The 26,466-nt window shown below is 64.1% G+C and carries 15 protein-coding genes; 2 read left to right on the top strand and 13 right to left on the bottom strand.

The window, feature by feature from the left end; genetic code table 11:
* Positions 1 to 3: 3 nt before the first annotated feature.
* Genes treY through BMW89_RS00245 form a run of 6 tightly spaced genes read right to left on the bottom strand, consistent with a single transcriptional unit; the run spans position 4 to position 14,027 of the window.
* On the bottom strand, positions 4 to 2,790 hold the full coding sequence (gene treY, locus BMW89_RS00220; protein WP_092021468.1) for a malto-oligosyltrehalose synthase: 2,787 nt from the start codon (positions 2,788 to 2,790) through the stop codon (positions 4 to 6).
* A gap of 1 nt (position 2,791) precedes the next feature.
* Positions 2,792 to 4,546, bottom strand: a complete 1,755-nt coding sequence (gene treZ / locus BMW89_RS00225) for a malto-oligosyltrehalose trehalohydrolase (protein WP_092021470.1) — start codon at positions 4,544 to 4,546, stop codon at positions 2,792 to 2,794.
* Positions 4,543 to 6,621 (bottom strand): glycogen debranching protein GlgX, encoded by a 2,079-nt coding sequence (glgX, locus tag BMW89_RS00230; protein ID WP_092021472.1) that lies wholly within the window; start codon positions 6,619 to 6,621, stop codon positions 4,543 to 4,545. Before glgX ends, treZ begins: the two co-directional genes overlap by 4 nt.
* 3 nt (positions 6,622 to 6,624) lie before the next feature.
* Entirely contained in the window at positions 6,625 to 8,772 is a 2,148-nt protein-coding gene (gene glgB, locus BMW89_RS00235; protein WP_177195742.1) for a 1,4-alpha-glucan branching protein GlgB, read from the bottom strand.
* Complete coding sequence (treS, locus tag BMW89_RS00240; protein WP_092021477.1) at positions 8,765 to 12,058, bottom strand: maltose alpha-D-glucosyltransferase; 3,294 nt, start codon at positions 12,056 to 12,058, stop codon at positions 8,765 to 8,767. The genes glgB and treS overlap by 8 nt, the downstream gene beginning before the upstream one ends.
* A gap of 10 nt (positions 12,059 to 12,068) precedes the next feature.
* Positions 12,069 to 14,027, bottom strand: coding sequence for a maltotransferase domain-containing protein (locus tag BMW89_RS00245; protein WP_092021479.1), 1,959 nt, complete (start codon positions 14,025 to 14,027; stop codon positions 12,069 to 12,071).
* A 204-nt stretch (positions 14,028 to 14,231) separates the two neighbouring features.
* Here BMW89_RS00245 and malQ point away from each other — a divergent pair, with 204 nt between their 5' ends.
* A complete protein-coding gene (gene malQ, locus BMW89_RS00250) occupies positions 14,232 to 16,193 on the top strand; it encodes a 4-alpha-glucanotransferase (protein ID WP_092021481.1) in 1,962 nt (653 codons plus the stop codon).
* 30 nt (positions 16,194 to 16,223) lie between these two features.
* Positions 16,224 to 18,023: a glycoside hydrolase family 15 protein gene (locus BMW89_RS00255; RefSeq protein WP_092021484.1), complete on the top strand. Its 1,800-nt coding sequence runs from the start codon at positions 16,224 to 16,226 to the stop codon at positions 18,021 to 18,023.
* Positions 18,024 to 18,036: 13 nt separating this feature from the next.
* On the opposite strand, the gene BMW89_RS00260 is transcribed toward BMW89_RS00255, so the two are convergent.
* From BMW89_RS00260 to BMW89_RS00290, 7 genes are all read right to left on the bottom strand, one after another.
* Complete coding sequence (locus BMW89_RS00260; RefSeq protein WP_244547472.1) at positions 18,037 to 18,516, bottom strand: phytanoyl-CoA dioxygenase family protein; 480 nt, start codon at positions 18,514 to 18,516, stop codon at positions 18,037 to 18,039.
* Between the two features lie 219 nt (positions 18,517 to 18,735).
* Positions 18,736 to 19,548, bottom strand: a complete 813-nt coding sequence (locus tag BMW89_RS00265; RefSeq protein WP_092021488.1) for an HAD family hydrolase — start codon at positions 19,546 to 19,548, stop codon at positions 18,736 to 18,738.
* A gap of 24 nt (positions 19,549 to 19,572) precedes the next feature.
* Positions 19,573 to 20,103 carry a gluconokinase gene (locus BMW89_RS00270; protein WP_092021490.1) on the bottom strand — a complete coding sequence of 177 codons (531 nt, stop codon included), beginning with the start codon at positions 20,101 to 20,103 and terminating at the stop codon, positions 19,573 to 19,575.
* Positions 20,090 to 20,839: a 6-phosphogluconolactonase gene (gene pgl / locus BMW89_RS00275; protein ID WP_177195743.1), complete on the bottom strand. Its 750-nt coding sequence runs from the start codon at positions 20,837 to 20,839 to the stop codon at positions 20,090 to 20,092. Before pgl ends, BMW89_RS00270 begins: the two co-directional genes overlap by 14 nt.
* Positions 20,839 to 22,350, bottom strand: a complete 1,512-nt coding sequence (gene zwf, locus BMW89_RS00280) for a glucose-6-phosphate dehydrogenase (RefSeq protein ID WP_092021494.1) — start codon at positions 22,348 to 22,350, stop codon at positions 20,839 to 20,841. The genes pgl and zwf overlap by 1 nt, the downstream gene beginning before the upstream one ends.
* A gap of 29 nt (positions 22,351 to 22,379) precedes the next feature.
* Positions 22,380 to 23,378, bottom strand: coding sequence for a phosphogluconate dehydrogenase (NAD(+)-dependent, decarboxylating) (gene gnd, locus BMW89_RS00285; RefSeq protein ID WP_092021496.1), 999 nt, complete (start codon positions 23,376 to 23,378; stop codon positions 22,380 to 22,382).
* Positions 23,379 to 23,391: 13 nt separating this feature from the next.
* Positions 23,392 to 26,241 carry a bifunctional transaldolase/phosoglucose isomerase gene (locus BMW89_RS00290; protein ID WP_092021498.1) on the bottom strand — a complete coding sequence of 950 codons (2,850 nt, stop codon included), beginning with the start codon at positions 26,239 to 26,241 and terminating at the stop codon, positions 23,392 to 23,394.
* Positions 26,242 to 26,466 lie beyond the last annotated feature (225 nt).

Consider the following 26,466-nt stretch of genomic DNA (forward strand, 5'->3'; position numbering starts at 1 on the left):
ATCTCAGGCGCGCGCGCGCTGCCGGGCAGGCCTGATGGCACTCGCTGCGCGCGCCTCGATGATTCCGGCGGGAAAGTCGCGGAGAGCCTGCCCGAGCGGCAGTTCATTGCCCGCGAGGCCCGGTGCGGTGTATCCGGTGATGTCGATGATGGCGTCGAGAGCCTCGAGCGCAGGCCATTCCCGCCCCGCCTGCGTGAACGGTGCGAATTGGCGCCCGACCACCACGATCGCCGCGGCGCGGCCGTGCCGGCGCGCGAAGGCGATGACGTGATCTGCGTGCGCGCCGCGCACCTCGAGCGGCTGGTAATCGCCTTGCGCAAAGACGTTGGCGAGCTCATTGCGCAGCTCGAGGAGGTGCCGCGTCCAGGCCAGCTTGATCCGGCCGTCCGGCCAGCTCTTGATCAAGGCGCGCCAATCCGGCGCTTCCAGTGACGCCAGGGCTGCGTGGCGAGCAGCAAAATCCACGGGGCGGCGGTTGTCGGGATCGACCAGCGAAAGGTCCCAGAATTCGGTGCCCTGGTAGAAGTCGGGGACGCCGGGCAGGGTGGCCTTCAGCGTAAGCTGGCTCAGCGCGTTCAGCGCGCCGAGCAGCGCGACGCGGCGCGCTAACGTCTGCAGCGCCTCCAAAAATTCGCCCGATAGCGCGGGATCGAGAATCTTCTCGATGAAGCCTTTGATGCCGCTCTCATAGGCGTCATGCGGATTGAGCCAGCTCGTTTCTTCCTTGCCCTCGCGCGCGGCCTTCAACGCATAGGCCTGGATGCGCTCGACGAATCCGGCATCGACCGGTCCCTGGAGCGGCAAGGCGCCGAGCAGGGTCTGGTAGAGCATGTATTCGAACGTCGCCGACGGCGCGCGCAGATTGCCGTTGAGCGCAAGGTGTGGCGCGTTCAGCACCTTCCAGCGCGACACCGCGCTGGTCCATTCGCCGGGAATCTCGCTCAACGCCGCGATCCGCGCCCGCGCGTCCTCGCCGCGCTTGGTGTCGTGGGTCGCGGTCGCCGTCATCCCCTGCGGCCATTCCTTGGCGCGGGCCCGCATGGCCTCGTGGAAGGCGGGAATGGTGAGGCCCGCGCTGGCGGGATCGCCACCGACTTCGTTGAGCGCGAGCAGCCGGTGAAACTGGTAGAACGCGGTGTCCTCGAGCGACTTCGCCATCATCGGCCCGGTGAATTGCTGAACCTTCAGCGCGAAGCGGCGAACCCGTGGGGTGCTGTGCGGTGGGCGGCCGGGTTTGAGCAGGTCCATGGTCAGCGCATCGCGCAGGAAGTCGAAAATGCCTTCGTCCGCGGCGAACCATTCTCCGCGCGCGCGCGCGATGGTATCGTCGATCAGCTTGCGGTCGAGCGCGGTCGGGCCACTATGCGTGAGATAGGTGCGGTAGACCGGGAAATGCAGCACATAGAGTTCGAGCGCCTGCCGCAAACTGTCTGCGGAAAAATCGCGGGTCGAGTAGTGTCCGTTGGCGATGCGCGCGAGCAGCCGCGTCAGCACGGTGAATTCGCTGGTCAGCAGCGTCTCCAGCACGCGCCGCTTGGCGTCCTTGACGTAAGGCGCCAGCCGCGGCGGGCGGTTGCTGATCTGCCGCCAGGTCTCGTCCAGCGCCTCCAGCCCCTTGGCATCGACCAGCACCTGCGTGATGACGTTCATCCACTCATAGCCGGTGGTGCCCTGGACGCCGGCGAAGTGTGGCAGGCGCTCGTGCTCGCACAGGATCTTTTCGATCACCGTGTAGAACGGTTTGGTGTTGCCTTGCGCATCGCGCACCAGCCGGCGCAGCCGCTGGCAATATTGCGCAGGATCGCGCAGGCCGTCGATGTGATCGAGGCGGATGCCCTGAAGCTTGCCGTCGGCAACGAGCTGCTTCACCAACCCATGCGTGGCGGCGAACGTGCCCGCGTCCTCGACGCGCAGGCCCGCGAGCCCATTGACGTCGAAGAAGCGGCGATAGTTGATGTCGCTGGACGCCAGCCGCCAGTGTCCGAGCTTGTAGTGCTGCCGCTCCAGCAGGTGATGCAGCGCCAGTGTCTGCGCCGGGCGGTCCTTGCCGGTGCGGTAGGCTGCGAGGCCGCGCGCGATGATATCCGCAGCGTCCGCAATCTGCTTTAGCTCCGCCTTGAAGCCGGGCGCTTCCTTGCGGTTGGGACGGCGTAATCCGGTGTAGCGTGCCGCGAGCGAGAGCAGGCGTTTGCCAGCCTCGGTCTCGGCGGCTTCCGCTTCCTTCACGATCATGCGCAGCAATTCGCCATAGCGTTCCGGCGCGATCGGCAGGCGATGCTCGAAATACCACGACGAAAAGCTGCCTTCGTCGGGATCGTAGCGCAGCTCGATGTCGCCGCGTTCGAGCGCCTCGCCATAGAACGAGCCGAGGATCGGCAGCAGCACGCCGCCGCGGGCGCGGTAGGCCAATTGATCCCAGTCGATATCGAAAGACACCGCGTGGGGCGAGGCCTGGCCCCATTCCAGCACGTCCAGCCACCAGGGATTGTCGGCAAAATGCACGCCGACATGGTTCGGCACGAAATCGATGATGAGGCCGAGGTCGTGCTTGATCAGCGCTTCGCTCAGCCGCGTAAAACCGGCCTCGCCGCCGAGCTCGGGATTGAACTGGCTGTGATCGACGGTGTCGTAGCCGTGGGTCGAGCCTTTGCGCGCCTTCATCACCGGCGAGGTGTAGAGATGCGTGATCCCGAGCGCCTTGAGATAAGGCACGACGGCAGCGGCCTTGTCGAAACCGAAATCCGCGGTGAGCTGGAGCCGGTAAGTCGCAAGAGGAATGGCAGGAGGCATGCTAACCTCCGAGATGCCAGATTACCGACCACGGCGGAAGCCGATCGCCGGTCATGCCGCCCCAGATCGGCGCGCCCGGAGCCTTGCCGGAATAAGTGATGTCCTTGTCAGACAAATTAGCGGTCAGGCTCAGCGTCGTGCCGTCGCCCATGCGCCAATGCGCCGTCAGCAAGCCATTATCGGCCGCAGCCGCATCGCCGAAGCTCGCACCGTTCAGCCGCGGCGCGATCTCTTTGCGGCGGAGCGCGAGCAACTCGCGCACCAGCGCGAGCCGCGCCTCCTGCTCCGGCTTGCGGCCAGTCCAGTCGAGCACAGCCGATTGCATCGTTGCGGGATCGAGCGGATCCGGCACCTCGTCGCCATATTTCTCGTAGGCCCAGGCATATTCCTGCTTGCGCCCCTTGCGCACGGCGTCGGCAAGTCCCCCCTGGAAATCGCAGAAAAACGGGAAGGGTGCTGTCGAACCCCATTCCTCGCCCTGAAACAGCATCGGCACCATCGGCGCGAGCAACGTCACCGCAAGCGCGGCTTCGATCTGCTGCGGTGATGCCAGGCTTTCGAGTCGGTCGCCGAGCGGCCGGTTGCCGATCTGGTCGTGGTTTTGCAGGAAGTTGACGAAGGTCGCCGGCGGCAGCTCGCCGCTCGCTTCACCACGTGGCTTCTTGCCCCAGAATTCCGAGATTTCACCCTGGTAGACGAAACCCGAGGCGAACGCGCGCGCAAGATCCATGCGCGGCGTCTGGTAATCCGCGTAATAGCCGCCGAGCTCTCCGGTCAGCATTACATGCCAGGCGTGGTGATAATCGTCGTTCCACTGCGCGCGATATTTGCCGTTCGGCGGCTCCTGCGCGGCATCCAGCATGCTGGCGCGGTTGTCGCCGTTCTCCAGCACGAGATGGATATGTTGTCCCGTTGCCTTGGCAAGCTCGCCGACGGCGACGCTGAGATCGTGCAGCATCGATTGCTCGCCGGGAAGTGCCAGGATGTGGTTGGCGGCATCCAGCCGTAGGCCGTCGAAGCGATAATCTGTCAACCAGGACAGCGCGTTCTCGACCGCGAAGGCGCGGACCTGCGGCACGCGATAGTCGATCGCGCTGCCCCAGGGCGTGTGCGCGTCGGTGAAGAAGGTTGGCGCATAGCGGCCGAGATAATTTCCTTCGGGACCAAAGTGATTGTAGACGACGTCGAGAAACACCATCAGCCCGCGCAGATGCGCTTCGTCGATCAGCGTCTTCAGATCTTCGGGACGGCCATAGGCATTGTCGGGCGCGTACCACAGCACGCCGTCATAGCCCCAGCCGCGGCGGCCGGCGAAATCGGCCAGCGGCATCAATTCCAGCGCGGTGATGCCGCTTGCTGCGAGATGATCGAGCTTGTCGATCATGGCGCGGTAGGTGCCATCACGCGTGAAGGTGCCGACATGGGTTTCGATCAGCACCGTCTCTTCCCAGGGGCGCCCACGCCAATCTTGCGCGCGCCACGCGAAGGAATCATGATCGATCACCTCGCTCGGGCCGAACACGTCCTTGGGCTGGAAAGCAGAGGCGGGATCGGGCACGTCGATCTCGTCATCGATCCTGAATTTGTAACCGCTGCCGATATTCAGGCCGGCAATCTCGGCGACATACCAGCCATCCTGCCGGCGCTGCATCGTGTGCCTTCGCTCGAGCAGCAGATCGACGCGTCGCGCAGCGGGCGCCCACAGCCGGAACGATACGCCGTCTTTCGTCGGCCGCGCCCCGAATGACGGCCTCATAGCGCCCCCGCGAAAGCGAGCACGGAGCGCGGCGGCGCCTTGCTGTCGCTTCCGGGCAGAAAATCAACACTGTTCAGCTTGGCATCCGTCGTGTTCAGGATCTGTTGCCAGCTCTTGTATTCGGGCATTTTGGGCAATCTGAATGCAATCTCTTCGGGGGCGGCGTTCAGTACGATAAAGATCGCGGCGCTCCCCGGTTCCATCGGCCCCATCACATAGGAGAGGAACCGCCCTTCCGGAAATTTCCAGTCGTTCTCCGTCATCTCGTCGCCCGCGGGCGTCAGCCACAGTGCGCCGTAGGAGAGACCGTCCTTGGGCCGGCCGTCGAGCCAGCGGTGGCTGCGAAGCTGCGAGAAGCGGCGGCGAATGTCGGCGAGATCGGCGACGAAATCGACCATGTCGTCGCCGTCCTTGCCGAGATTGTCCCAGCCGACCCAGCCGACCTCGTTGTCCTGGCAATAGGCATTGTTGTTGCCGGATTGCGAATTGCCGACCTCGTCGCCGGCAAGCATCAGCGGAACGCCCTGCGCCAGCATCAGGCAGGCCAGCACGTTCTTGCGAAGCTGCCGCCGCAGGGCGATGATCCCGGGATCGTCGGTCGGGCCCTCGACACCGCAATTGTTGCTGTGGTTGTCGCTGGAGCCGTCGCGATTGTCCTCGCCGTTGGCCTCGTTGTGCTTCTCGTTATAGCTGAAGAGATCGGCCAGCGTGAAACCGTCGTGCACCGTGATGTGGTTGATGCTGGCGCGCGGCCGTCGTCCGTCATGGTTGAACAGGTCGGAGGACGCGGTCATGCGGCTGGAGACATCGCCGATCAGACTGCCTTCGCCGCTCCAGTAGCGCCGCATGGCGCTGCGATAGCGGTCGTTCCACTCCGACCATTGCGAGGGGAATGCGCCGACCTGGTAGCCGCCGAGACCGAGATCCCAAGGTTCTGCGACGAGCTTCACAGTCGCCAGCACCGGGTCCTGCCGGATCGCGGTCAGGAACGAAATGCCGCGATCATAGCCGTTGGCTCCGCGCGCGAGCGTGGTGGCGAGATCGAAGCGGAAGCCGTCGACATGGCAGACCTCGACCCAGTAGCGCAGCGAATCCATCACCATCTGGAGCACGCGCGGATGGGTGAGGTTCACCGACGAGCCGCAGCCGGTGAAGTCGTCGTAATAGCGCGGGTTCTCGCGGTTCAGCCAGTAATAGGAGGCGTTGTCGATGCCGCGATAGCATAGCGTCGGACCAAGATGGTTGCCCTCCGCGGTGTGGTTGTAGACGACGTCGAGCATCACCTCGATGCCGGCATCGTGCAGCCGTGCCACCGTGGTGCGAAAGGAATCGAGCGCATTGTCCTGGGCGTAGCGCGCCTCCGGCGCGAAAAAGGACAGCGTGTTGTAGCCCCAGTAATTGGCGAGCTTCTTCTCGACCAGAACCCGGTCGTCGACGAAGGCGTGGATCGGCAGCAGCTCCACCGTGGTGACGCCGAGCTTCTTCAGGTGCTCGATCATCGCCGGCGACGACAGCCCGCCATAGGTGCCGCGCAGATTCGGCGGCACGTCGTCGCGCTTTTGCGTCAGGCCCTTGACGTGAGCCTCGTAGATGATGGTGTCTTCCCAAGGAATATTGGGGCGGATCTCGCGCCGGCCCCAATTAAAAGTCTCGTCGACGACGACGCCCTTCGGCATGCCGCGCGCGTTGTCGCGCCGGTCGAACGAGAGATCCTCGCGCGGTGAGCCGGTGCGGTAGGCGAAATGCGCGTCGCTCCAGACCAGCCGCCCTGAGAGCCGCTTGGCATAGGGGTCGAGCAGCAGCTTGTTGGCATTGAAGCGGTGGCCGTGCTCGGGCTCGTAGGGGCCGTGCACGCGATAGCCGTAGAGCTGGCCCGGCGAGACGTCGTTGAGATAGCCGTGCCAGACGTCCTCGGTACGCTCCGGCAATTCGATACGTTCGAGCTCGCGTCGCCCCTGCGGGTCGAACAGGCAGAGCTCGACCTTTTGCGCATTAGCCGAGAACAGCGCGAAATTGGTGCCGCGTCCGTCCCAGCTTGCGCCGAGGCGTGCGGGCGATCCAGCAGTCAGGCGCATATGTCAGCTTTCCGGAACGAGGAAGATCGCGGCGAGCGGCGGGATGGTGAGGCGAAGCTCGGGCGTCTTGCCGTCAACGGTATGGACCTCGCCGATGTTCCCGACATTGGTGCCGCCATAATGGGCGGAGTCCGAGTTGAACACTTCTTTCCACTTGCCGGCAAAGGGTACGGGGACGCGGTAGTTGCGATAGACGTTGGGGGAGAAGTTGACGATCACCAGGCACCGCGCGTGCTCGTCAATTCCCTTGCGCAGCCAGGCGAAGACGTTGCGGTTGGCGTCATCCGTGATCAGCCATTCGAAGCCGGCCGGATCGCAATCCATCTGATGCAACGCCGGCACCGCGCGATAGAGCCGGTTGAGATCGCGGATCAGCGCCTGGATGCCGGAATGGGTCTTGTATTCGAGCAGGTGCCAGTCGAGCGATTGGTCGTGATTCCATTCGCGGCTTTGCGCGATTTCCGCGCCCATGAACAGCAGCTTCTTGCCGGGATGGCCGAACATGAAGCTGTAATAGGCGCGCAAATTCGCAAAACGCTGCCACTCGTCGCCGGGCATGCGTCCGAGGATCGAGCGTTTGCCGTGCACGACCTCGTCATGCGACAGCGGCAGGATGAAGTTCTCCGAGAACGCGTAGTGCAGGCCGAACAGGATGTCGCCGTGATGATGCTTGCGGTGGATGGGATCCTTGCTGATGTAGTTCAGCGTGTCGTGCATCCAGCCCATGTTCCACTTGTAGCCGAAGCCGAGCCCGCCGAATTCGACCGGGCGCGAGACCTGCGGCCATGCGGTGGATTCTTCGGCTGCCGTGGTCGCCTGCGGGAAGCGTGCGAACAGCTCGGTGTTGAAGCGGCGCAGGAATGCGACCGCCTCGATGTTTTCGCGGCCGCCATACTGGTTCGGAATCCAGGCACCGGGCGGACGGCTGTAGTCGAGATAGAGCATGGAGGCGACGGCATCGACGCGCAAACCGTCGATGGCGTAGCGCTCAAGCCAGAACAGCGCGTTCGACACCAGAAAGTTCGTCACTTCGGTGCGGCCATAATTGTAAATCAGCGTGCCCCAGTCGAGGTGGCGTCCCTGAAGCGGATTGGCATGCTCGTAGACAGCAGTGCCGTCGAACTGGCCGAGCCCGTGTGGATCGTCGGGGAAGTGGCCGGGCACCCAGTCGAGCAGCACGCCGACGCCCTCGCGGTGGCAGGCATCGACCAGCGCTGCAAAATCCTCAGGCGTGCCAAAGCGGCTGGTTGGCGCGTAGAGGCCGGTCGGCTGATAGCCCCAGGAGCCGTCGAACGGGTGCTCGCTGACGGGCAGGAATTCGAGGTGGGTGAAGCCCATGTCGCGGGCATAGGCCGGCAGCTGCTCGGCCAGCTCGCGATAGGTCAGCCATTCATCGCCGTTCTTGCGCCGCCACGAGCCGAGATGGACCTCATAGATCGACATCGGCGCCGACAGCGCATTGATGCCATCAGGCGCCGGGCGTGGCCGCCGAAGATGCGCTTCGTCGAACACGATCGACGCCGTCTTCGGACGGACTTCGGCCGCAAATGCGAGCGGATCGGATTTCATCGGCAGCTGATGGCCGTGCGGGCCAATGATGTCGAACTTGTAGTGATCGCCCGCCTTGGCGTGCGGAATGAATAATTCCCAATAGCCGGCGCCGCGCACGCGCATGGGATGGCGCCGCGCGTTCCAGAAATTGAAATCGCCGACCACGGCGACGCGTCGCGCATTCGGCGCCAGCACCACGAAGCCGATGCCGTCGATACCCTCGAGTGTCATCGGATGCGCGCCGAGCTTGTCGTAGAGCCGCTGATGCGTGCCTTCGCCGAGCAGATAGAGATCGAAGTCGGTCAGGATCGGCGGGAAGCGATAGGCGTCCTCGAACTCGACGACGCTGTCACCGAATTTTGCGCGGAGCTGGTAGCGCTTGGAGCCGTTCGGTAGAGCGCCGATAAACAGGCCTGAAGCGTGGACGCGGTCGAGCTGGGCCACCTCGCCATGCTCGCCGACCGCCTCGACATTGGAGGCCTCGGGCAGAAACGCACGCACCACGCTCTTGCCGCCCTCGGGATGCAGTCCGAGATAATGGAAGGGATCGGAGTGGCGGCCCTCGATGATCGCGTAGGCCTCGGCTGGCAGTTTAGGCATGGGCTTCGCTCTCGGCACTGGACAGGATGCGAAGCAGGCTGGTCAGCGGCGCATGGAGCCCCTCCGGCCGGTGGAGCAGTTCGTACTCTACTTCGTCGAACGCTTGATCAAGCAGGAAAAACCTTAACATGCCGTCCGCGGCCTGCCGGTCTTGCGGCCACAGAAGCCGATCGGTCATGGCCTCGCGATAGGCGGACAGGAACGTCGCGGTGGCGCGTTCGCGCCATTTCCCGAGCGCGGCGGTGAGCCGGCCCTGCTCTAGAGTCCCACCCGAGAGCGCCCGGTTAAGCGCCGCGTTAACCGAAAGATCAATCGAGCGGATCAGGCCGGCGACGTCACGCGCGGCAGGCAGCTTGCGCCGCTTATCGGCCAGCGGCAGGCGCGGATCGCCGTCGAAATCGATGATGAAGATGTCGTCCTTCACGATCAGAGTTTGCCCGAGGCGGAAGTCGCCATGATGACGGATGTTCAACCCAGCGATGCCGGATGGCAAGAGCGCATTCAGATGGTCCGACAGGGTCGCGCGGACCGCGGCCAGTTGGTCGATCAGGGCACGATCGCCCTCGCGCAGGCCGTCGCTTCTGTCGGCGAGCCGTTCGAAAACCCGCTCGGCCCGTGCCTTGAGGTCGGATACCCAGCGCCTGGTGTGTGCGGAGCCGATCGGCTCCGGCGCGAGATTTTCGGCCTTTGCGGCAGCGAGCGCCACATGCAGTTCGGCGAGGCGCCGGCCGATCTGCGCCATGAAGTGCAGATAGGGTGCCTGCTCCTGCGTCTCGCGGCGCGCTTCGTCCACCAGCGCCAGCCGCTGCTCGTCGATATAGCGGTCGAGATAGCCGTTGGTGACGGCCCAGCCGTCGCCCTGATTCTCGACATAGGCGTGCAATACGCCGAGCGCGCTGTGGCTATCGCCCTCAACCAGCTCGACGCTGCCAAGCAGCGCCGGAGCGTTTGCAAAGCGCGCGATCTCGGTGAGGTAGCAGCCGATCTCGATCTCGGGATTGATGCCGCTTTCGAGATGGCGATAGATTTTTGCGACATACTGGTTGTCGACCAGCGCCGTGCTGTTCGACTGCTCGATCGCGCGGATGCGTCCGGGCTCCTTGATGGTGTAGTCGGCGAACCGGCTGGTCGCTTTGAATTCCAGCCGCAGATTGTTCTCGTCCACCACCAGGTTCTGCGAAAGACCACGCAGGAACAGCCCGATGAAGATCTGCTCGGTCGCGACGTCGAGCAGCGTGCCCTCGCGCGCGCCCTGGCGCACGGCGGCGAGGGCTTTCGGGTTGAAGCGTTCGCGGTCGAAGCGCACCCATTCGATTTGCATGGGCAGCACGTAGCGCGTAGTCACATCGTCCTGTGTGGTCTCGAAAAACGCGATCCAGGGTCTGTTGTCGCCGATGTCGCTGAAGGGCACCGCCGAGGTCAGGGTGGCCTTGATGTGCTTGGGATTGTGCTCGGGGTACCAGCGTGTCCGCGACAGGAAGCCCGGCAGCACGTCGCGCTCGAACATGCCGCGCTCCCGCGCAAGCGATACCCAGTTCGAATTGACCGGTACGACCAGCGTCTCGAATTCCGGCACCGCGCGCGGCGTCACCGGCTCGGACTTGTCGCGCTCGGTGAGCTGGAACCAGTAGAAGCCGTAGGGCCCGAGCGTGATCATGTAGGGCAGTTCGCCGATCGCAGGGAAACGCGTGCGGCCGAGCATTTCCTGCGGAATGCGGTCCGTCCACGGCGAGAGATCGAGCTCGGTCGCCTGTGCGGCGCGCGAGAGGTTGGCGACGCAGAGGATCACCTCATCGCGATACTGCCGGACATAGGCCAGCACCGCGCGATTGGACGGTCGGATGAAGGTCATGGTGCCGCGGCCGAAGGCCAGCGTCGACTTGCGTACCGAGATCAGCCGCTTGGTCGCGTTGAGCTGCGACGACAGGCTGCGCGACTGCGCCTCGACGTTCACCGAATCATAGCCATAGACGGGGTCCATGATCGGCGGCGCGTAGAGGCGGGCGGGATCAGCGCGGGAGAAGCCGCCATTGCGGTCGGGGCTCCACTGCATTGGCGTGCGCACGCCGTTGCGATCGCCGAGATAGATGTTGTCGCCCATGCCGATCTCGTCGCCGTAATAGATGATCGGCGTACCGGGGAAGGACAGCAACAGCGAGTTCATCAGCTCGATCTTGCGGCGGTCATTGTCCATCAGCGGCGCGAGGCGCCGGCGGATGCCGACATTGATGCGGGCGCGCGGGTCGTTGGCGTAAGTGGTCCAGAGATAGTCGCGCTCGACGTCGGTGACCATTTCCAGCGTCAGCTCGTCATGGTTGCGCAGGAACAGCGCCCATTGGCAGCTCGCGGGAATGTCCGGCGTCTGGCGCAAAATGTCGGTGATCGGGAAGCGGTCTTCCTGCGCAATCGCCATGTAGATGCGCGGCATCAGCGGGAAGTGATAGGCCATGTGGCATTCGTCGCCACGGCCGAAATATTCCTGCACGTCCTCCGGCCATTGATTGGCCTCGGCCAGCAGCAGCTTGCCCTTGGAGTAGGAGTCCAGCTCCTGGCGCAGGCGCTTGATGATGGCATGTGTCTCGGGGAGGTTCTCGTTATTGGTACCGTCGCGTTCGCAGAGATAAGGAATGGCGTCGAGGCGGAATCCGTCGACGCCGGCATCGAGCCAGCGCTTCATCACCTGGATGAGCGCGCTGACGACGCGCGGATTGTCGAAATTGAGATCGGGCTGGTGCGAGAAGAAGCGATGCCAGTAGAAGGCGCCGGCCTCGGGATCCCAGGTCCAGTTGGATTTCTCGGTGTCGGTGAAGATGATCCGCGTGCCCTGGTATTTCTGGTCGTTGTCGCTCCAGACATACCAGTCGCGGGCGCTCGAGCCCGCCGGGCTGCGGCGGGCGCGCTTGAACCAGTCGTGCTGGTCCGAGGTGTGGTTGACGACGAGCTCGGTGATGACGCGCAGGCCGCGCTTCTGCGCTTCCTGGATGAAACGCTTGAAATCCTTCATCGTCCCGAAATCGGGATTGATCGAACCGTAGTCGGCGATGTCGTAGCCGTCGTCGCGGCCGGGCGAAGGATAGAACGGCAGCAGCCACAGCGCGGTGACGCCGAGCTCCTGGAGATAGGGCAGCTTCTCGGTCAGCCCGGCGAAGTCGCCGATGCCGTCATTGTTGCTGTCGGCAAACGCCTTGACGTGAAGTTGATAGATAATGGCGTCCTTGTACCAGAGCTCGTCCACGGTCTCTGCAGCCTCGGCCTTCTTGGTGTCGACGGAAGACAATACATTCATGGCGTGATCCTTACGCCAGGCAGCGGAACAGCAGCGCCGGATCGCGGTCGGGATCGATACGCAATTTGATCCCGCCCCATTCGATGCGGGACTGTTCGCCTGTCAGGAGATTTTCGAGGGCGGTGACGGGGCGGCGTTCGCCGCCGGCGTCGATGGTGAGGTCGCCGAGCGGCAACCAGAATTCGCGCACATGGCGCGAGAGGGCGATGACGACAACGACGGTGTTGGTCGCGTCGGCCGCCTCCTTGGCGAAGGCGATCGTCTCGCCGTCCTCGATGCCGAGGAAGCGCAAATCCGCCGTCTGCCGAAGCGCTGCGTTGTCGTTGCGGATACGGTTGAGTACTGTGATGTAAGGCTTGATGTTGCCGGGCTTGTCCCAGTCGCGCTGCTTGATCTGGTACTTTTCGGAATCGAGGTATTCTTCGCGGCCGGGCACAGCCTCGTGCTCCAGCAGTTCGAATCCGCCAAAGATACCGAAATTGCCGGACAGCGTCGCCGCCAGCGCGACGCGGGATTTGAACGCCCAGGGCTCACCGCTCTGGAGATGATAGGGCAATAAATCCGGCGTGTTCACGAACAGGTTCGGCCGATAAAAATCCCTCTCGGGATAGCGTGTCAGCTCCGCAAAATATTGCTCAAGCTCCCACTTGGCCGTGCGCCAGGGGAAATAGCTGAAAGACTGCGCAAAGCCGAGCTTGGCGAGGCCCTTCATCGGCTTCGGCCGCGCATATGTTTTGGAGAACAGGATTACCTCGGGATGCCGACGGCGGATGTCGCCGATCAGCCACTCCCAGAACGGAAGTGGCGCGGTGTCGTGATTGTCGATGGCAAAGATCGTGACGCCATGGTCGATCCAGAACAGCATGGTATCGCGGAACGCATTCCACAGCCCGGCCCTGTCGACGGAGGCAAAATCGGGGATGACGATGTCCGAATACGGACCATCCGCCGTCCGCACCGAGCGATCCGGCCGCCATTTGAACCATTCCGGATGCTGTGCCAGCCAGGGATGGTCCGGCGAGCATTGCACGGCAAAGTCGAGCGCCAGCTCGAGGCCGTACTCAAGACACGTCGCGACCAGCGCGCGAAAATCCTCGATCGTGCCGAGCTCGGGATGCAGCGCGTCGTGTCCGCCCTCGGCGGCGCCGATCGCGTAGGGCGAACCAGGATCGCCTTCGCTCGCCACCGGCGCATTGTTGCGGCCCTTGCGGCGGGTCTTGCCGATCGGGTGGATCGGCGTGAAGTAGAGCACGTCAAAACCCATCGCGGCGATGTCGGGCACGCGCGCGATGCAGTCGCGGAGCGTGCCGTGCCGGCCGGCGACCTGGCTGAAGTCTTGGCTCTGACTGCGTGGCATCATCTGATACCAGGCGCCGCAGCGGGCCTTGTCGCGGTCGATGATCAGCGGGAAGTTTTGCGAGCGGGTAAGGTCGGGCCGCGACTGGCTGTCGGCCATGGCTTCGCCGAGATCGGCTGCAAGCAGCGAGGCGACATCGCCGCTCTGAAGATAATCCTCGCACTGCCTGACGATGAGGGCTGCGGCGTCCTGCCGCGCGCCATGCGCCTTGGTCAGAAGGCCGGCACCCTCAATCGCATCGATCGTGACATCGGCGCCTGTCAGCTGCTTTCGCTCCATTCCATGACGCCAAGTGGCGAATTCGTCGGTCCAGGCTTCGATGGCGTAGACATATTGGCCGGGCTCGACCGGCGTGAACGCGCCGGACCAGCGGTCATTGCCGTGATGGATCATCGGCTCGCTCCGCCATTCCCGGTCCTGCTCGCGGCGCCAGATCAGCGCTGCACTGACCACGGCGTCGCCATCACGATAGATGTCGGCCCAGACTTCGACGCGCTCGCCCGCGATCCGCTTCACGGCGAAGCGGCCGCCGTCGACCAAGGGATAGACGTCCTCGATGATGAAAGTGCTGCCGGCTGCGGCACTCTCGACAGTTTGAATTGTCTTGTTCACGGTGATGCCATTGACAAGAGTGCAGGGGCCCGTTTCCCTTGTCGGGAACCTACGCTTGGTACCTATATAGAAAGCCGCTTGTATGTCATTGGTTCCCCAGGGAACAGCAGGCGCGGTTTGCGAGTTACCCCTGACTAACCTCTTCCGCGACCTCGTTAAAATCGATGCCCCCGGCCAGATATTGGCTTGCAAGCTGCGTGCCGAATGGATCTTTTAGCTCAAGCCCAGATCAAGGGCGTTCAGTCCGAATTCGTCGATGCCCTCGGAAAGTTGCGGGTCACCGCGCCCGAGGCGCTCAAATCCATCCTCGACGCCCTCCCGGAGAAGCGGGTCTATCGTTTCGTCAACGGGCCCGTCGTGGTGCGCGCCTTGCGACATGCGCGCACCGAATTGGCGGCCATCGGCGCGCCGCCGCTGAAATGGACAATCGCCGGCAACGCAAAGGTGATCGCGGAAGGCGAGACGCGCGAGCCCGTGATCGCTTGGCCCGCCGACCTGCCGCTCGGTTATCACCGGTTGACACTCACCGATGCCGAAGGTGCGACGGAAGATGTGCCCATGATCGTGGCACCCGAGCGCGCCTTTGGCGGCGATTTCGACCGTGGCTGGCTGCTCGCCGTGCAGCTCTACAGCATCCGCTCGGACCGCAATTGGGGCATCGGCGATTTCACCGATCTCGCCGGCCTCGTTCGGCTCGCCAAGCAGTTGGGCGCCGACGGCGTCGGGCTCAATCCGCTGCACGTGTTGTTCGATAATCACCCGGCCGATTGCAGCCCTTATTCGCCGAACAGCCGGCTGTTTCTCAATCCGCTCTATATCGATGTCGAGGCAATCCCGGAATATTCCACCGATCTCGTGCCTGATGCCACCGCGACCGCCGCACGGTTGCGCGAAGGCGACCGCGTCCCCTATGCCGACATGGCGGCGTTGAAATGGCTGGGCCTGCGTGCCGCCTTTGACAGCTTTGTGAAAAGCGCGAGCGGTGTCCGCCGCAACGAGTTCGACGCCTTCCGCGCCGACCGCGCACCGTTGTTGTCCCGGTTCGCCTGCTTCGAGGTGCTGCGCCATCGCTTCACGGTGCCGTGGTGGGAATGGCCGCAGGAATGGCAGCAGCCGGATGAGGCCAAATGCGCGGAATTGCGCAACGGTCCCGACAAGCACGAGGTCGAGTTCGTCGAATTCGTGCAATGGACGGCCGATAGCCAATTGCAGGCCGCCAAGGAGTTGGCCGGCCAGCTCGGCATGCGCGTCGGGCTCTATCTCGACGTCGCGGTCGGCGTGCAGTCCAACGGCTTCGATGCCTGGAACGAGCAGACGGCGATTTCCCGCCATCTCGCCGTCGGCGCGCCGCCAGACGTGCTCAACACCGCGGGCCAGGACTGGGGGCTCGCCGGCTTCAATGCCGGCGGCCTCGAAGCGCAGTCCTTCGTTCCGTTTGCGGACATGCTGGCGTCCTCGATGCGCCATGCCGGAGCGATCCGGATCGATCACGTCCTCGGGCTGAAGCGACTTTATCTCGTGCCGCGCGGCTTCAAGCCTGATAACGGCGCCTATGTGCAAATGCCATTCGAGGCACTGCTCGGCGCGATCGCGCGCGAGAGCACGGCGCATAAGTGCATCGTGATCGGCGAGGACCTCGGCACCGTGCCGGAAGGTTTCCGCGAGACCATGCAGGATTTCGGCATCTGGTCCTACCTCGTCATGATGTTCGAGCGCGATGATGCCGGCCGTTTCCGCAACAGCGACTTCTACCGGCCCAACGCGCTGGTCACGCTGAACACGCATGATCTCTGCACTTATGCGGGCTGGCGCTCCTTCAGCGATCTCAGGGTCAAGCGTTCGCTCGGGCTCGATCCCGGCGAGAACGAACAGGATCGATGGGATGCGCTGGGACAGCTCGACGAAGTCCTGCGCGAGAACGGTATCACCGCCAACGACCTCTATTCGGTCCTCGCCTTCCTCTCGCGCACGCCGTCGCGCCTGCTGGCAGTGTCGCTGGAGGATCTGCTGGGCGTGCTCGACCAGCCCAACATCCCCGGCACGATCGACGAGCATCCGAACTGGCGCCAGCGCCTGCCTGTTTCGCTCGACAAGATCGCTTCGAAGGTCGATCTCGCGGCTTTGAAGGCCGCGACGCGGGAACGTTCCTTGATCGGCGGGCGTTGATACGCGGGGATTTTTCAGGCTCGCAAAACATTGTCCCAGAAGATCGAAGATTATGCGCTGATCGGCGACTGCGAGACCGCGGCGCTGGTCGGACGCAACGGCTCGATCGACTGGCTGTGCTGGCCGGCTTTCGATTCCGACGCCTGCTTTGCCGCCATCCTCGGCACGCCCAAGAACGGCCGCTGGCTGATCGCGCCGGCCGACGACGTCAGCGGCATCTCGCGCCGCTATCTCGGCGACACCCTCATCCTCGAGACGCGCTTCGAGACTGAGAATGGCACGGTCGCACTGATCGACTTCATGCCGCCGCGTGGCAAAGCCTCCGACATCGTGCGGCTTGTGCGCGGCCTCACGGGCACGGTGAAGATGCGGATGGAGCTCGTCATCCGCTTCGGCTTCGGCGTCGATATTCCCTGGGTGCGCCGGATCGACCATTCCCTGCTGGCGATCGCCGGTCAGGACATGACGGTGCTGCGCACGCCGGCCACGACTCGCGGCGAGGACATGACCACGGTCTCCGATTTCGAGGTGAAGGCCGGCGAGACCGTGCCCTTCGTGCTGACCTACGGCCCCTCGCATCTCGATCCGCCTGAAGCGATCGATCCGGAGATCGCACTTCAGGAGACCGAAAAATACTGGCAGGAGTGGAGCGGCCGCTCGACACATGACGGCGAGTATCGCGATCTCGTCATGCGCTCGCTGATCACGCTGAAGGCGCTGACCTTCGCTCCCACCGGCGGCATTGTCGCCGCGCCGACCACGTCGCTGCCGGAAAAGCTCGGCGGCGCGAGGAATTGGGACTATCGCTTTTGCTGGCTGCGCGATGCCACCTTCACGCTGCTGGCCCTGATGAACTCGGGTTACACCGAGGAAGCCCTGGCCTGGCACAATTGGTTGCTGCGTGCAGCCGCCGGATCGCCGGCCAACATGCAGATCATGTACGGCATCTGGGGCCAGCGGCGATTGCTGGAATGGGAGGCGGGCTGGCTCGACGGCTATGAGGGCTCTCAGCCGGTGCGCGTCGGCAATGCCGCGCATGCGCAGCTCCAGCTCGACGTCTATGGCGAGTTGATCGACGCCTTCCATCAGTCGCGCATGGCCAAGCTCCAACTCGATGATGAGACCTGGTCGCTGGAATGCGCGGTACTCCAGCATCTCGCCGAGGTCTGGGACCAGCCCGATCACGGCATCTGGGAGCGGCGGGGACAGCCCAGGCACTATGTCTTCTCAAAAGTGATGACCTGGGTCGCGTTCGACCGCGGCATCAAGAGCGCTGAGACCTTTGGCTTCAAGGCGCCATTGTTGCATTGGCGCGCGCTGCGCGAGGCCATTCATCGCGATGTCTGCAACAAGGGCTTTGACGCCGAGGAAAACGCCTTCGTCGAGTCCTATGGCTCAAAGCTGCTCGACGCCAGCGTGCTGCTGCTCCCGGCCGTCGGCTTCCTGCCGGCGGGCGACCCGCGCATCCGCGGCACCATCGCGGCCGTCGAGAAGCACATGATGCGCGACGGTTTTGTCCTGCGGCACGATCCGCGCGAGGTGTCCGAGGAGACGCAGCCGATCGAGGGCGCTTTCCTGGCCTGCACGCTGTGGCTGGCCGATGCGCATGTCTTGGCGGGCGATCTCGAAAAGGCGCAAATCCTGCTCGACCGCGTCGTCGGCATCGCCAACGACGTCGGTCTCCTAGCCGAGGAATATGATTCAGGCGCCCGGCGCCAGACCGGAAACTTCCCGCAGGCGCTGACGCATATCGCACTGATCAACACCGCGCATAATCTGTCGGCTGCACGGCAGGAGTGCGACAAGCCGGCGGTGCAGCGGTCGAAGTAGTGACGGCCCTTTTCTAGACCCCAAGCCACTCCAGGCCGCCGGGGAGCTCGCCGACGGCAAAGTCCACCTGCAGGACGCGGCGATGCATCGGAACGGTCGCGGCATCCGATGCATGGAGAATTGGCGTGGCGTAGAGCCAGATGTCGCCGGGATCGGCCAGACACGCGATCGTGCCGCAACGGCGGACAACGTCCTTCAAATTCTCCTCGGCAATTCGGCCAAGTTCGTGCGATCCGGGCGCGATCAACAGCGGCGCATTGCCGGCCGGAACAGGATCGATATGGACCCGCAACGTCACCATGCCCGACAACAGCGCAAAGGGCGGCTCGACATGCTGCATGCCGCTCTTGACGCTCCAGGTCTCGAAACCATCGACGGAGATGCGTTCCTTCACGGCGATGGTGCGATCCTGGTGCCAGCCCAGCGCCCAGTTCGTCGCGGCGGTTTTGTCGAACAGGATGGCCCTGACCGGACGACAAGCCTCGCCAAGCACCGACGCGGCGCAGCTTCCGATATGTCCGCTCGCGGCTAGGAAGGGTACGAGCCCCTGGACGCCTCGTAGCCTCAGTCCAGCATGATCCGGCGGCAGATGGGACAGGATTGCCCTGAGCTGGTGCAATTGATCGGATGGCAGCGCCTGCCTGAATAGCTGCGCGCCATCGCCCAGAAAAGTTAGCTGCTCAATTCCCAAGGTCGCGCACTGATGGGCGGTCTATCCCACCCCATTCCGCTTCAAAATCATCTCCATTGCCTCCGCAAAGCCATCCTGCTCGTTGGTCGCGGTGACGTGCGTCGCCTGGTCCTTGACGCTGTCGGTGGCGTTGCCCATCGCGATCGAGGTGCCGCTGACGCGGAACATCGCGAGGTCGTTCTGCATGTCACCGATGGTGGCGACGGCGTCGGTGGCAATGCCGAGGCGTTTGGCCATCGCCTGCACGAAGGTGCCCTTGTCGAAGCCGGGCGGGGTGATATCGAGGTAGTAGGTCTGCGACCGTACCGCGGTCGCGTCGCCACCGAGCGCCTCCTGCATCGCCTTCTCGCAACGCTCGAGCCCGGCCGCATCGGCGCTGGCGCCGACGATCTTGCAGGCGCTGGCGAGGTAGGGCGTAAAATCCGTCACGATGGTCGGCTCGGAGCGGATCGTATGCTGCTCGTGGGGCACGTATTTGCCGTTCGAATTGTCGATCAGCCATTTGTCGGTGGTGAACAGCCAGATGTCGGCGCCGAATTCGCGGAGGATCTGCAGGGACCGTTCGGCCGCGCTCGCCGGGATCAGATGCTGCTCGACCGGGTTCATCTCGGGATCGACGATCGAGGAGCCGTTGAACGGGCCGACCGGCAGCCACAGCGCCAGCGGCTCGATCAGGAAGCGCATGCCGATGGCGGGGCGGCTGGAGGTAATGGTGAAGCCGATGCCGGCCTGGTGCAGCCGTTGCACCGCGGACCTCGCGCGCTCGGTCAGCGTCTTGTCCTTGGTCAGCAGCGTGCCGTCGACGTCGGAGACGACCAGTGATATTTTCGTCATGGCAGGACCTTAGGTTTCTTGGTCTCAGCGTTTGTCGCCGCCCAGTTTCAATTGCCTGATGACGCCGTCCACGATCGCCTCGACGGATTCGTCGATCGAGACGGTGATGACGTGCTCGCTTGCCTCGGGCGGCTCCAGCGTCGTGAACTGGCTCGTCAGCAGCCCGGTCGGCATGAAGTGTCCCTTGCGCTGCGCGAGCCGTTCGGCGATCAGCTCCTTGGTGCCTTTCAGGAAGACGAAGCGAACGTCGTCGCGTCCACGCAACAGCACGTCACGATAGGTGTGCTTCAGCGCCGAGCAGGCGATGATGATATGCCCGCCCTTGTCGCAAACCCCGGCGATCTCGTCGGCGATGGCGTTGAGCCAGGGCCAGCGGTCCTCGTCGGTGAGGGGATGGCCGGCCCGCATCTTCTCGACATTGCTGGCGGGGTGGAAGCTGTCGCCGTCCTCGAACCGCCAGCCGAGACGTTTGCCGAGCAATTCCGCAACCGTGCTCTTGCCCGAGCCCGACACGCCCATCACGATCAATGCACAAGGTGCTTCAACGCCCGCCACGTATTTCCTCCGGAAGCGCGGCCTGGTCGACCAGCCAGACGGTCTCACCATTCGAGCGCGCGCGTACAGCCGGCAGAGTCTCGCCATTGAGCAGGCGCGTCAAGATCGGCTGCTTGTCATGCCCTGCAATCTCGAACAGCATTTCGTGGCAGGACGCCAGCGCGGGCAGGGTGAGCGAGACCCGCGGCACGAACGGCGCGACATTGGCCTTGGCGACGCCCACGACCCAGCGCTGGGTCTCCTCGACCGCGGGATAGCCCGGAAAGAGCGAGGCGGTGTGGCCGTCCGGTCCCGCGCCCATCAGGACGAGATCGAACAGCGGACGGCCCGGATCAAGGCTTTCGGCACCGTAGAAGGCCTGCAGCTCGCGCGCATAGGCCTCAGCGCTGCGATCGGGATTTTCGGCCGTCGTCGGGATCGAATGGATATGGCCGGACGGCGCATTGCGGTCGAGAAAGGTCGCGCGAGCGACCGCCATGTTGTTGAGCGGATCGCTCTCGGGCACAAAGCGTTCATCGCCGATGAACCAGTGCACGCGGTCCCACGGAATCCTGCCGCGCCAGGCATCGCTGCCGAGCAATTGATAGAGCTTCTGCGGACTCGAGCCGCCGGTGAGGCAGATCGCGATCCGCCCGGGATTGGCGCCAATGCGCGCCATCACTCGCTCGGCCGCAGCCTGCGCCAGCGCCTCGGCGTCGGCGACGACGATCAGCTTCGGCTGGTCGGCCGCCGCCATCACGAAAATTTCCGCCAGCTTCGTCCGTCGCGCCGCAGCAGTTCGTCGGCGCAGGCCGGGCCGTCGCTGCCGGCTTCATAGGTCTCGATGCCATTGGCGCCCTCGCTCTTCCAGGCGTCGAGGAACGGCTGCACCGCCTGCCAACCGGCCTCGATGCCGTCGGCGCGCTGGAACAGGATGTTGTCGCCGATCATGCAGTCGTAGATCAGCGTCTCGTAGCCGGTCGAGGGATCGACACGGAAATAGTCGCCGTAGCGGAATTTCATCTCGACGCCGTCGATGGTGATGCTCGGCCCCGGAATCTTGGCGTTGAACTGCAGCTCGATGGTCTCGGTCGGCGCAATGCCGATGGTGAGGAAGTTCTGCGACAGGCGGTCGATGTCCGTGCCCGAGAACATCGACAGCGGCGCCTGCTTGAACTTGATCGCCACTTCCGTCCGCTTGTGGCCGAGCGCCTTGCCGGTGCGCAAGTAGAACGGCACGCCGGCCCAGCGCCAATTGTCGATCATCAGCTTGAGCGCGACGAAGGTTTCCGTGGTGCTGCCGGGCTTGACCTCCTCGGTCTTGCGATAGTCCGTGATTTCGTCCTCGCCGATCTGGCCTGCCAGATATTGTGCGCGCACCGAGTTTCTCAGCGCCTCGTCCCGGCTTGGCTGCTGGATCGAGGTGAGCACCTCGGCCTTCTCGGAGCGCACGGAATGCGCGTCGAACCGTGCCGGGGGCTCCATCGCGACCAGCGACATCAACTGGAACAGATGGTTCGGCACCATGTCGCGCAGTGCGCCGGTGGCATCGTAGAAGCCACCGCGATGGCCGACGCCGAGCTTCTCCGCCACCGTGATCTGGACGTGGTCGATGTGGTTGCGATTCCAGATCGGCTCGAACATGCCGTTTGCGAAGCGTAGCACCAGGATGTTCTGCACCGTCTCCTTGCCGAGATAGTGATCGATCCGGTAGATCTGGTGCTCGGTCATGATGTTCAGGAGTTCGGCGTTCAGCGCTTTGGCCGACGCGAGGTCGGTGCCGAACGGCTTCTCGATCACGAGGCGCCGCCAGGCGCCGTTCTCCTTCATCATGCCGGTGCGTCCGAGCTCGCGCGCGGTGGGCGCGAACGCGGCGGGCGGCGTTGCCAGATAGAACAGCCGGTTGCCGCCGGTGTCCTGCGCGCATTCGAGCGTATCGAGGTGCTCGCGCAGGCGGTCGAACGAGGGAGGATCCTTCGGATCAGCCTCAACGAAGGTCACACATTGCAGCAGCCTCGTGGCGATGTCGTCGTCTACTGGACGTGTCGCGAACTCGCGCAGGCCTTTCATCAGACTGCTGCGCAGCTCTTCGTCCGACTGGCTCTTGCGTGCCACGCCGACGACGCAGAACTTTTCCGGCAGCAGGTGCTCGGCGGCGAGATTGTAGAGCGACGGCATCACGAGGCGGTGAGTGAGATCGCCGGTGACGCCAAAGATGACGAAGGCGCAATTTTCCGGCTTGCGCTTGGCTTGCGGGTCTTTTGTCACGAATTATTTGGCCTTCGCTTTGTTGTATACTACTTGGGCTTCGAAGCGTCCGGCTGCTTCGGCTCCTTGTGGCCGCCGAACCCCGCACGCATCGCGGAGAGAATTTTTTCGGCGAAGGTGTGTTCCTTGCGGGAACGGAAACGTGTGTAGAGCGCCGCGGTCAAGACTTCGGCCGGCACAGCCTCGTCGATTGCCGCATTCACGGTCCAGCGTCCTTCGCCGGAATCCTCCACGAAGCCGGAATATTCTTCCAGGGCAGGGCTGTCGGCGAGCGCGGTCGAGGTGAGGTCGAGCAACCAGGACGGGATCACACTGCCGCGCCGCCAGACTTCGGCGATGTCGGCGAGATCGAAATCGTAGCGGTGATCCGAAGGCAGCGCATCGATGTTGGCGTTCTTGAGAATGTCAAAGCCTTCCGCATAGGCCTGCATCAGGCCGTATTCGATGCCGTTATGGATCATCTTGACGAAGTGGCCGGCGCCGACGGGACCGGCATGGATGTAGCCCTGCTCGATGCGGGGATCGCGGCCGTCACGTCCGCCCGTGCGCGGAATGTCGCCGGCGCCGGGTGCGAGCGCGGCGAAGATCGGATCGAGACGGTCGACCACCTGCTTCTCGCCGCCGATCATCATGCAATAGCCGCGGTCGAGACCCCAGACGCCGCCGGAAGTGCCGACGTCGACATAGTGGATGCCGCGCGCCTTCAGCGCCTTGCCACGGCGGACGTCGTCCTGCCAAAACGTGTTGCCGCCGTCGATGATGACGTCGCCGTCCTGCATCACGCCCGCGATCGTCTCGATCGTTTGCTCGGTGATGCGGCCCGCAGGCAGCATCACCCAGGCCGTGCGCGGCCGCTCCAGTTTCGAGATGAACTCTTCCAGCGTCGCCGAGCCCACGGCGCCGTCGGCGGCAAGGCCCGCGACGGCCTTGGCGTCCTTGTCATAGACCACGGTCGTATGGCCGTGGCGCATCAGGCGGCGAACGATGTTGCCGCCCATCCGGCCGAGGCCGATCATGCCGAGTTGCATTTGAGAGATTCCCTTAGTTCAAAGCGTCGTTAAGCGCGGCGTTGAGCGCCGCAAGACCCTTCTTGAGCGGTCCCTTGAGGTGCACGCGCAACGCGCGACGGCCGCGCTCGGTGAGCACGTCGAAATCGCCGCGCGCCTGCGCCGCCTTGATCACGCCAAAGCTCGCCTTCTGACCCGGCACCTGAAGATCCCGGGCATCATCGGCGGTGATCTGGAGGAACACGCCACTGTCGGGCCCGCCCTTGTAGGCCTGCCCCGTGGAGTGCAGGAAGCGCGGTCCGAACTCGGCGCAGGTCGCGACGTGACGTTTTTCGCGCACCTCCAGCCGCATCGCCTGGAGTGCGTCGATCGTGGCCTTGTCGCGCGCGATGTAGCCGAGCAGGGCGACATAGTCGCCATGGCCCGAGCGCGACAGATGTGCCTTCAGCCAGGAGGTCAGATCGCCGTTGGCGCCGGCGGCGCGCAGCGCCGTGGCGTTGGCATCGTCGGTGTAGAGATCGGCTTCATCGGTGCTGACCACCGGCTGCTCGGCCGGCAGTGCGCCGGTCTTCTCGAACGACGCGGTGAGCTCGCGGGTCTTGATCTTGGCCGCCTCCACGTCCGGCTGGTCGAACGGGTTGATGCCGAGGATTGAGCCTGCCACCGCCGTTGCCATCTCGAAGCGGAAGAACTCCTGGCCGAGATGATCGACCGACTTCATCACGATGCGCACGATGGGATGGCCGGCCGCCTCGATCGCAGCAAGCTTGGAGTCATGCGCGGCGTCCGCTTCGCCCTCGGTGCGGATGTCGATGAAGAAGCGGTCGTTGCCGTAGAGCGAGGATTCGCCCAGCGGTTCGCCGGCAATCGGGATCAGGCCCTTGCCCTCCTTGCCGGTCGATTCCGCGATCAGCTGTTCGGCCCAGGCGCCGAAATCGGCGATCTTCTTCGACGACAGGATCGTCACCTTGTCGCGGCCTTCGAGACCGGCGAGGCCCATGGCGAGCCCAAGCTGCACGCCCGGGTTCTCACTCGGCGGCACGTCCGGTCCGCAGGAGCGGGCCATTGCCAGCGCATGCTTGAGGAAGGTCTTGACGTCGACGCCCGCGGTTGCCGCCGGCACCAGGCCGAAGGGCGAGAGCACCGAATAGCGCCCACCGATCGACGGCTCGCCATGGAAGATGCGGGCGTAGTTCAGCTTCTTGGCGGCCTTTTCCAGCGACGAGCCGGGATCGGTCACCGCGATGAAGCGGAAGCCGGTCTTGGCCTTGGGGCCGAGGGCTTGCGCGACGCGTTCATGGAAGTAATCCTTCATCGCGTTCGGCTCGGTGGTGCCACCGGATTTGCTGGAGACGATGAACACGGTGTTGGCGATGTCGATCTTCGCCTCCATCGCCCGCACCTGCGCCGGATCGGTGGAATCCAGCACGTGCAGTTTCGGGAAGCCCGGCTTCCGCGCAAAGGTCTCGGCCAGCACCTCCGGTCCGAGGCTCGATCCGCCCATGCCGAGCACGACGGCGTCGGAGAACTTTTGGCCCTTCACGCGATTGGCGTAGTCCTCGTAATCGGCAATGTCGGCCTTGGCCGCGCTGTCGAGCCAGCCAAGCCATTTGTTCTCGTCCGCGCCGGTCCAGACTGATTTGTCGCGCTGCCACAGCCTGCGGATCTTTGCCGACGCGCGCCATTCCTCGGTGCTTTTCGCCACAGCCTTGCCGAGCCCGTCGCCGAGCGAGAACTGCTGGCGGTCGATCGCGGGCCCGAGCACGGTCGCGCGCTTGTGGGCGACCGCGCCGTAGAGCTTGTCGGCGGCATCCGCGAACTGCTTGACGCCGTCCTTGACGAGCTCCTCGGTGATCGCGTCGAGCGAAACGCCGGAGCGCTCCAGATCTTCCAGCACGCGGGTGGCGTCCTCGACGTTCTCCTCGAGGCTGTCGCGCGGCGTGCCGTGGTCTCGGAATGCGTCGAGCGTTGCCGGCGGCACGGTGTTGATGGTGTTGGGGCCGATCAGCTCCTCGACATAGAGGACGTCGCTGTAATCCTTGTTCTTGGTGCCGGTCGAGGCCCACAACATGCGCTGCGGCCTGGCGCCCTTGGCGGCGAGCTTGTCCCAGCGCGGACCTGAGAACAGCCGCTTGTAATCCTGATAGGCGATCTTGGCGTTGGCGATCGCGACCTTGCCCTTCAGCGCGGCGAGCCGCTCCTTCTCTGATGGATCGTTGGCGCGTGCGATCTTCTCGTCGAGCTGCTTGTCGACCACCGCGTCGATGCGGCTGACGAAGAAGCTCGCCACGCTTGCGACATGCGAGGGATCACCGCCGCCCGCGACGTATTTCTCGAGGCCGGCGAGATAGGCTTCGGCGACCTGGAGATAGACCGCCTTCGAGAACAGCAGCGTGATGTTGATGCTGATGCCGTCGCCGATCAGCGTCTCGATCGCCGGCAGGCCCTCCGGCGTCGCCGGCACCTTCACCATCAGGTTCTTGCGATTGACGTCCTTCCAGAGCCGGCGCGCCTCGGCGACCGTGCCGGCGGTGTCCATGGCCAGATAGGGCGAGACCTCCAGGCTGACATAGCCGTCGCCGCCTTTGAGGCGGTCATAGACCGGGCGCAGCACGTCGGCGGCGTTCTGGATGTCCTCGACCGCGACCGCCTCGAACAGATCGGCCACGGTCCGGTCGCCGCGCTTCAGCGCCTTGCCGATCGGGGCGTCGTATTCATCGGAGCTGCCGATCGCCTTCTCGAAGATCGAGGGGTTGGAGGTGACGCCCTTGACGCCGTCGGTGTCGATCAGCCGCTTCAGATCGCCTTTGGCGATGAAGCCACGGGCCAGGAAGTCCAGCCAGACGGCTTGTCCGTGCTTTTCCAGTTCTTTGACGGGATTCATGATGCTTATTTATCTCCAAGCCTGCGGGCGAGGGGTTTCCGCGCCGGTCCTGACGCGCTATCCTCTAGCCTACATGCTCCCGCGAGGGAACCAATCAAGGGTACGAGCGTCATACTCTCAGTCTAACTCTACCGCGGTCATGTCGATCCAGGTGGAAGTGGCGGTGTTGCGTAAAATAGTCGTTGGCCGGGAGTGGCCAAGGTCTCGTTGCGTAACGTCATCGTG

The sequence above is a fragment of the Bradyrhizobium sp. OK095 genome (assembly GCF_900109945.1).
Taxonomy (GTDB): Bacteria; Pseudomonadota; Alphaproteobacteria; order Rhizobiales; family Xanthobacteraceae; genus Bradyrhizobium.

Excerpts from the sequence above, each read along its gene's own strand:
- treY (WP_092021468.1), bottom strand. The coding sequence starts at position 2,790 with ATGCCTCCTGCCATTCCTCTTGCGACTTACCGGCTCCAGCTCACCGCG.
- treZ (WP_092021470.1), bottom strand. The coding sequence starts at position 4,546 with ATGAGGCCGTCATTCGGGGCGCGGCCGACGAAAGACGGCGTATCGTTC.
- glgX (WP_092021472.1), bottom strand. The coding sequence starts at position 6,621 with ATGCGCCTGACTGCTGGATCGCCCGCACGCCTCGGCGCAAGCTGGGAC.
- glgB (WP_177195742.1), bottom strand. The coding sequence starts at position 8,772 with ATGCCTAAACTGCCAGCCGAGGCCTACGCGATCATCGAGGGCCGCCAC.
- treS (WP_092021477.1), bottom strand. The coding sequence starts at position 12,058 with ATGAATGTATTGTCTTCCGTCGACACCAAGAAGGCCGAGGCTGCAGAG.
- malQ (WP_092021481.1), top strand. The coding sequence starts at position 14,232 with ATGGATCTTTTAGCTCAAGCCCAGATCAAGGGCGTTCAGTCCGAATTC.
- BMW89_RS00265 (WP_092021488.1), bottom strand. The coding sequence starts at position 19,548 with ATGACGAAAATATCACTGGTCGTCTCCGACGTCGACGGCACGCTGCTG.
- pgl (WP_177195743.1), bottom strand. The coding sequence starts at position 20,839 with ATGGCGGCGGCCGACCAGCCGAAGCTGATCGTCGTCGCCGACGCCGAG.
- gnd (WP_092021496.1), bottom strand. The coding sequence starts at position 23,378 with ATGCAACTCGGCATGATCGGCCTCGGCCGGATGGGCGGCAACATCGTT.
- BMW89_RS00290 (WP_092021498.1), bottom strand. The coding sequence starts at position 26,241 with ATGAATCCCGTCAAAGAACTGGAAAAGCACGGACAAGCCGTCTGGCTG.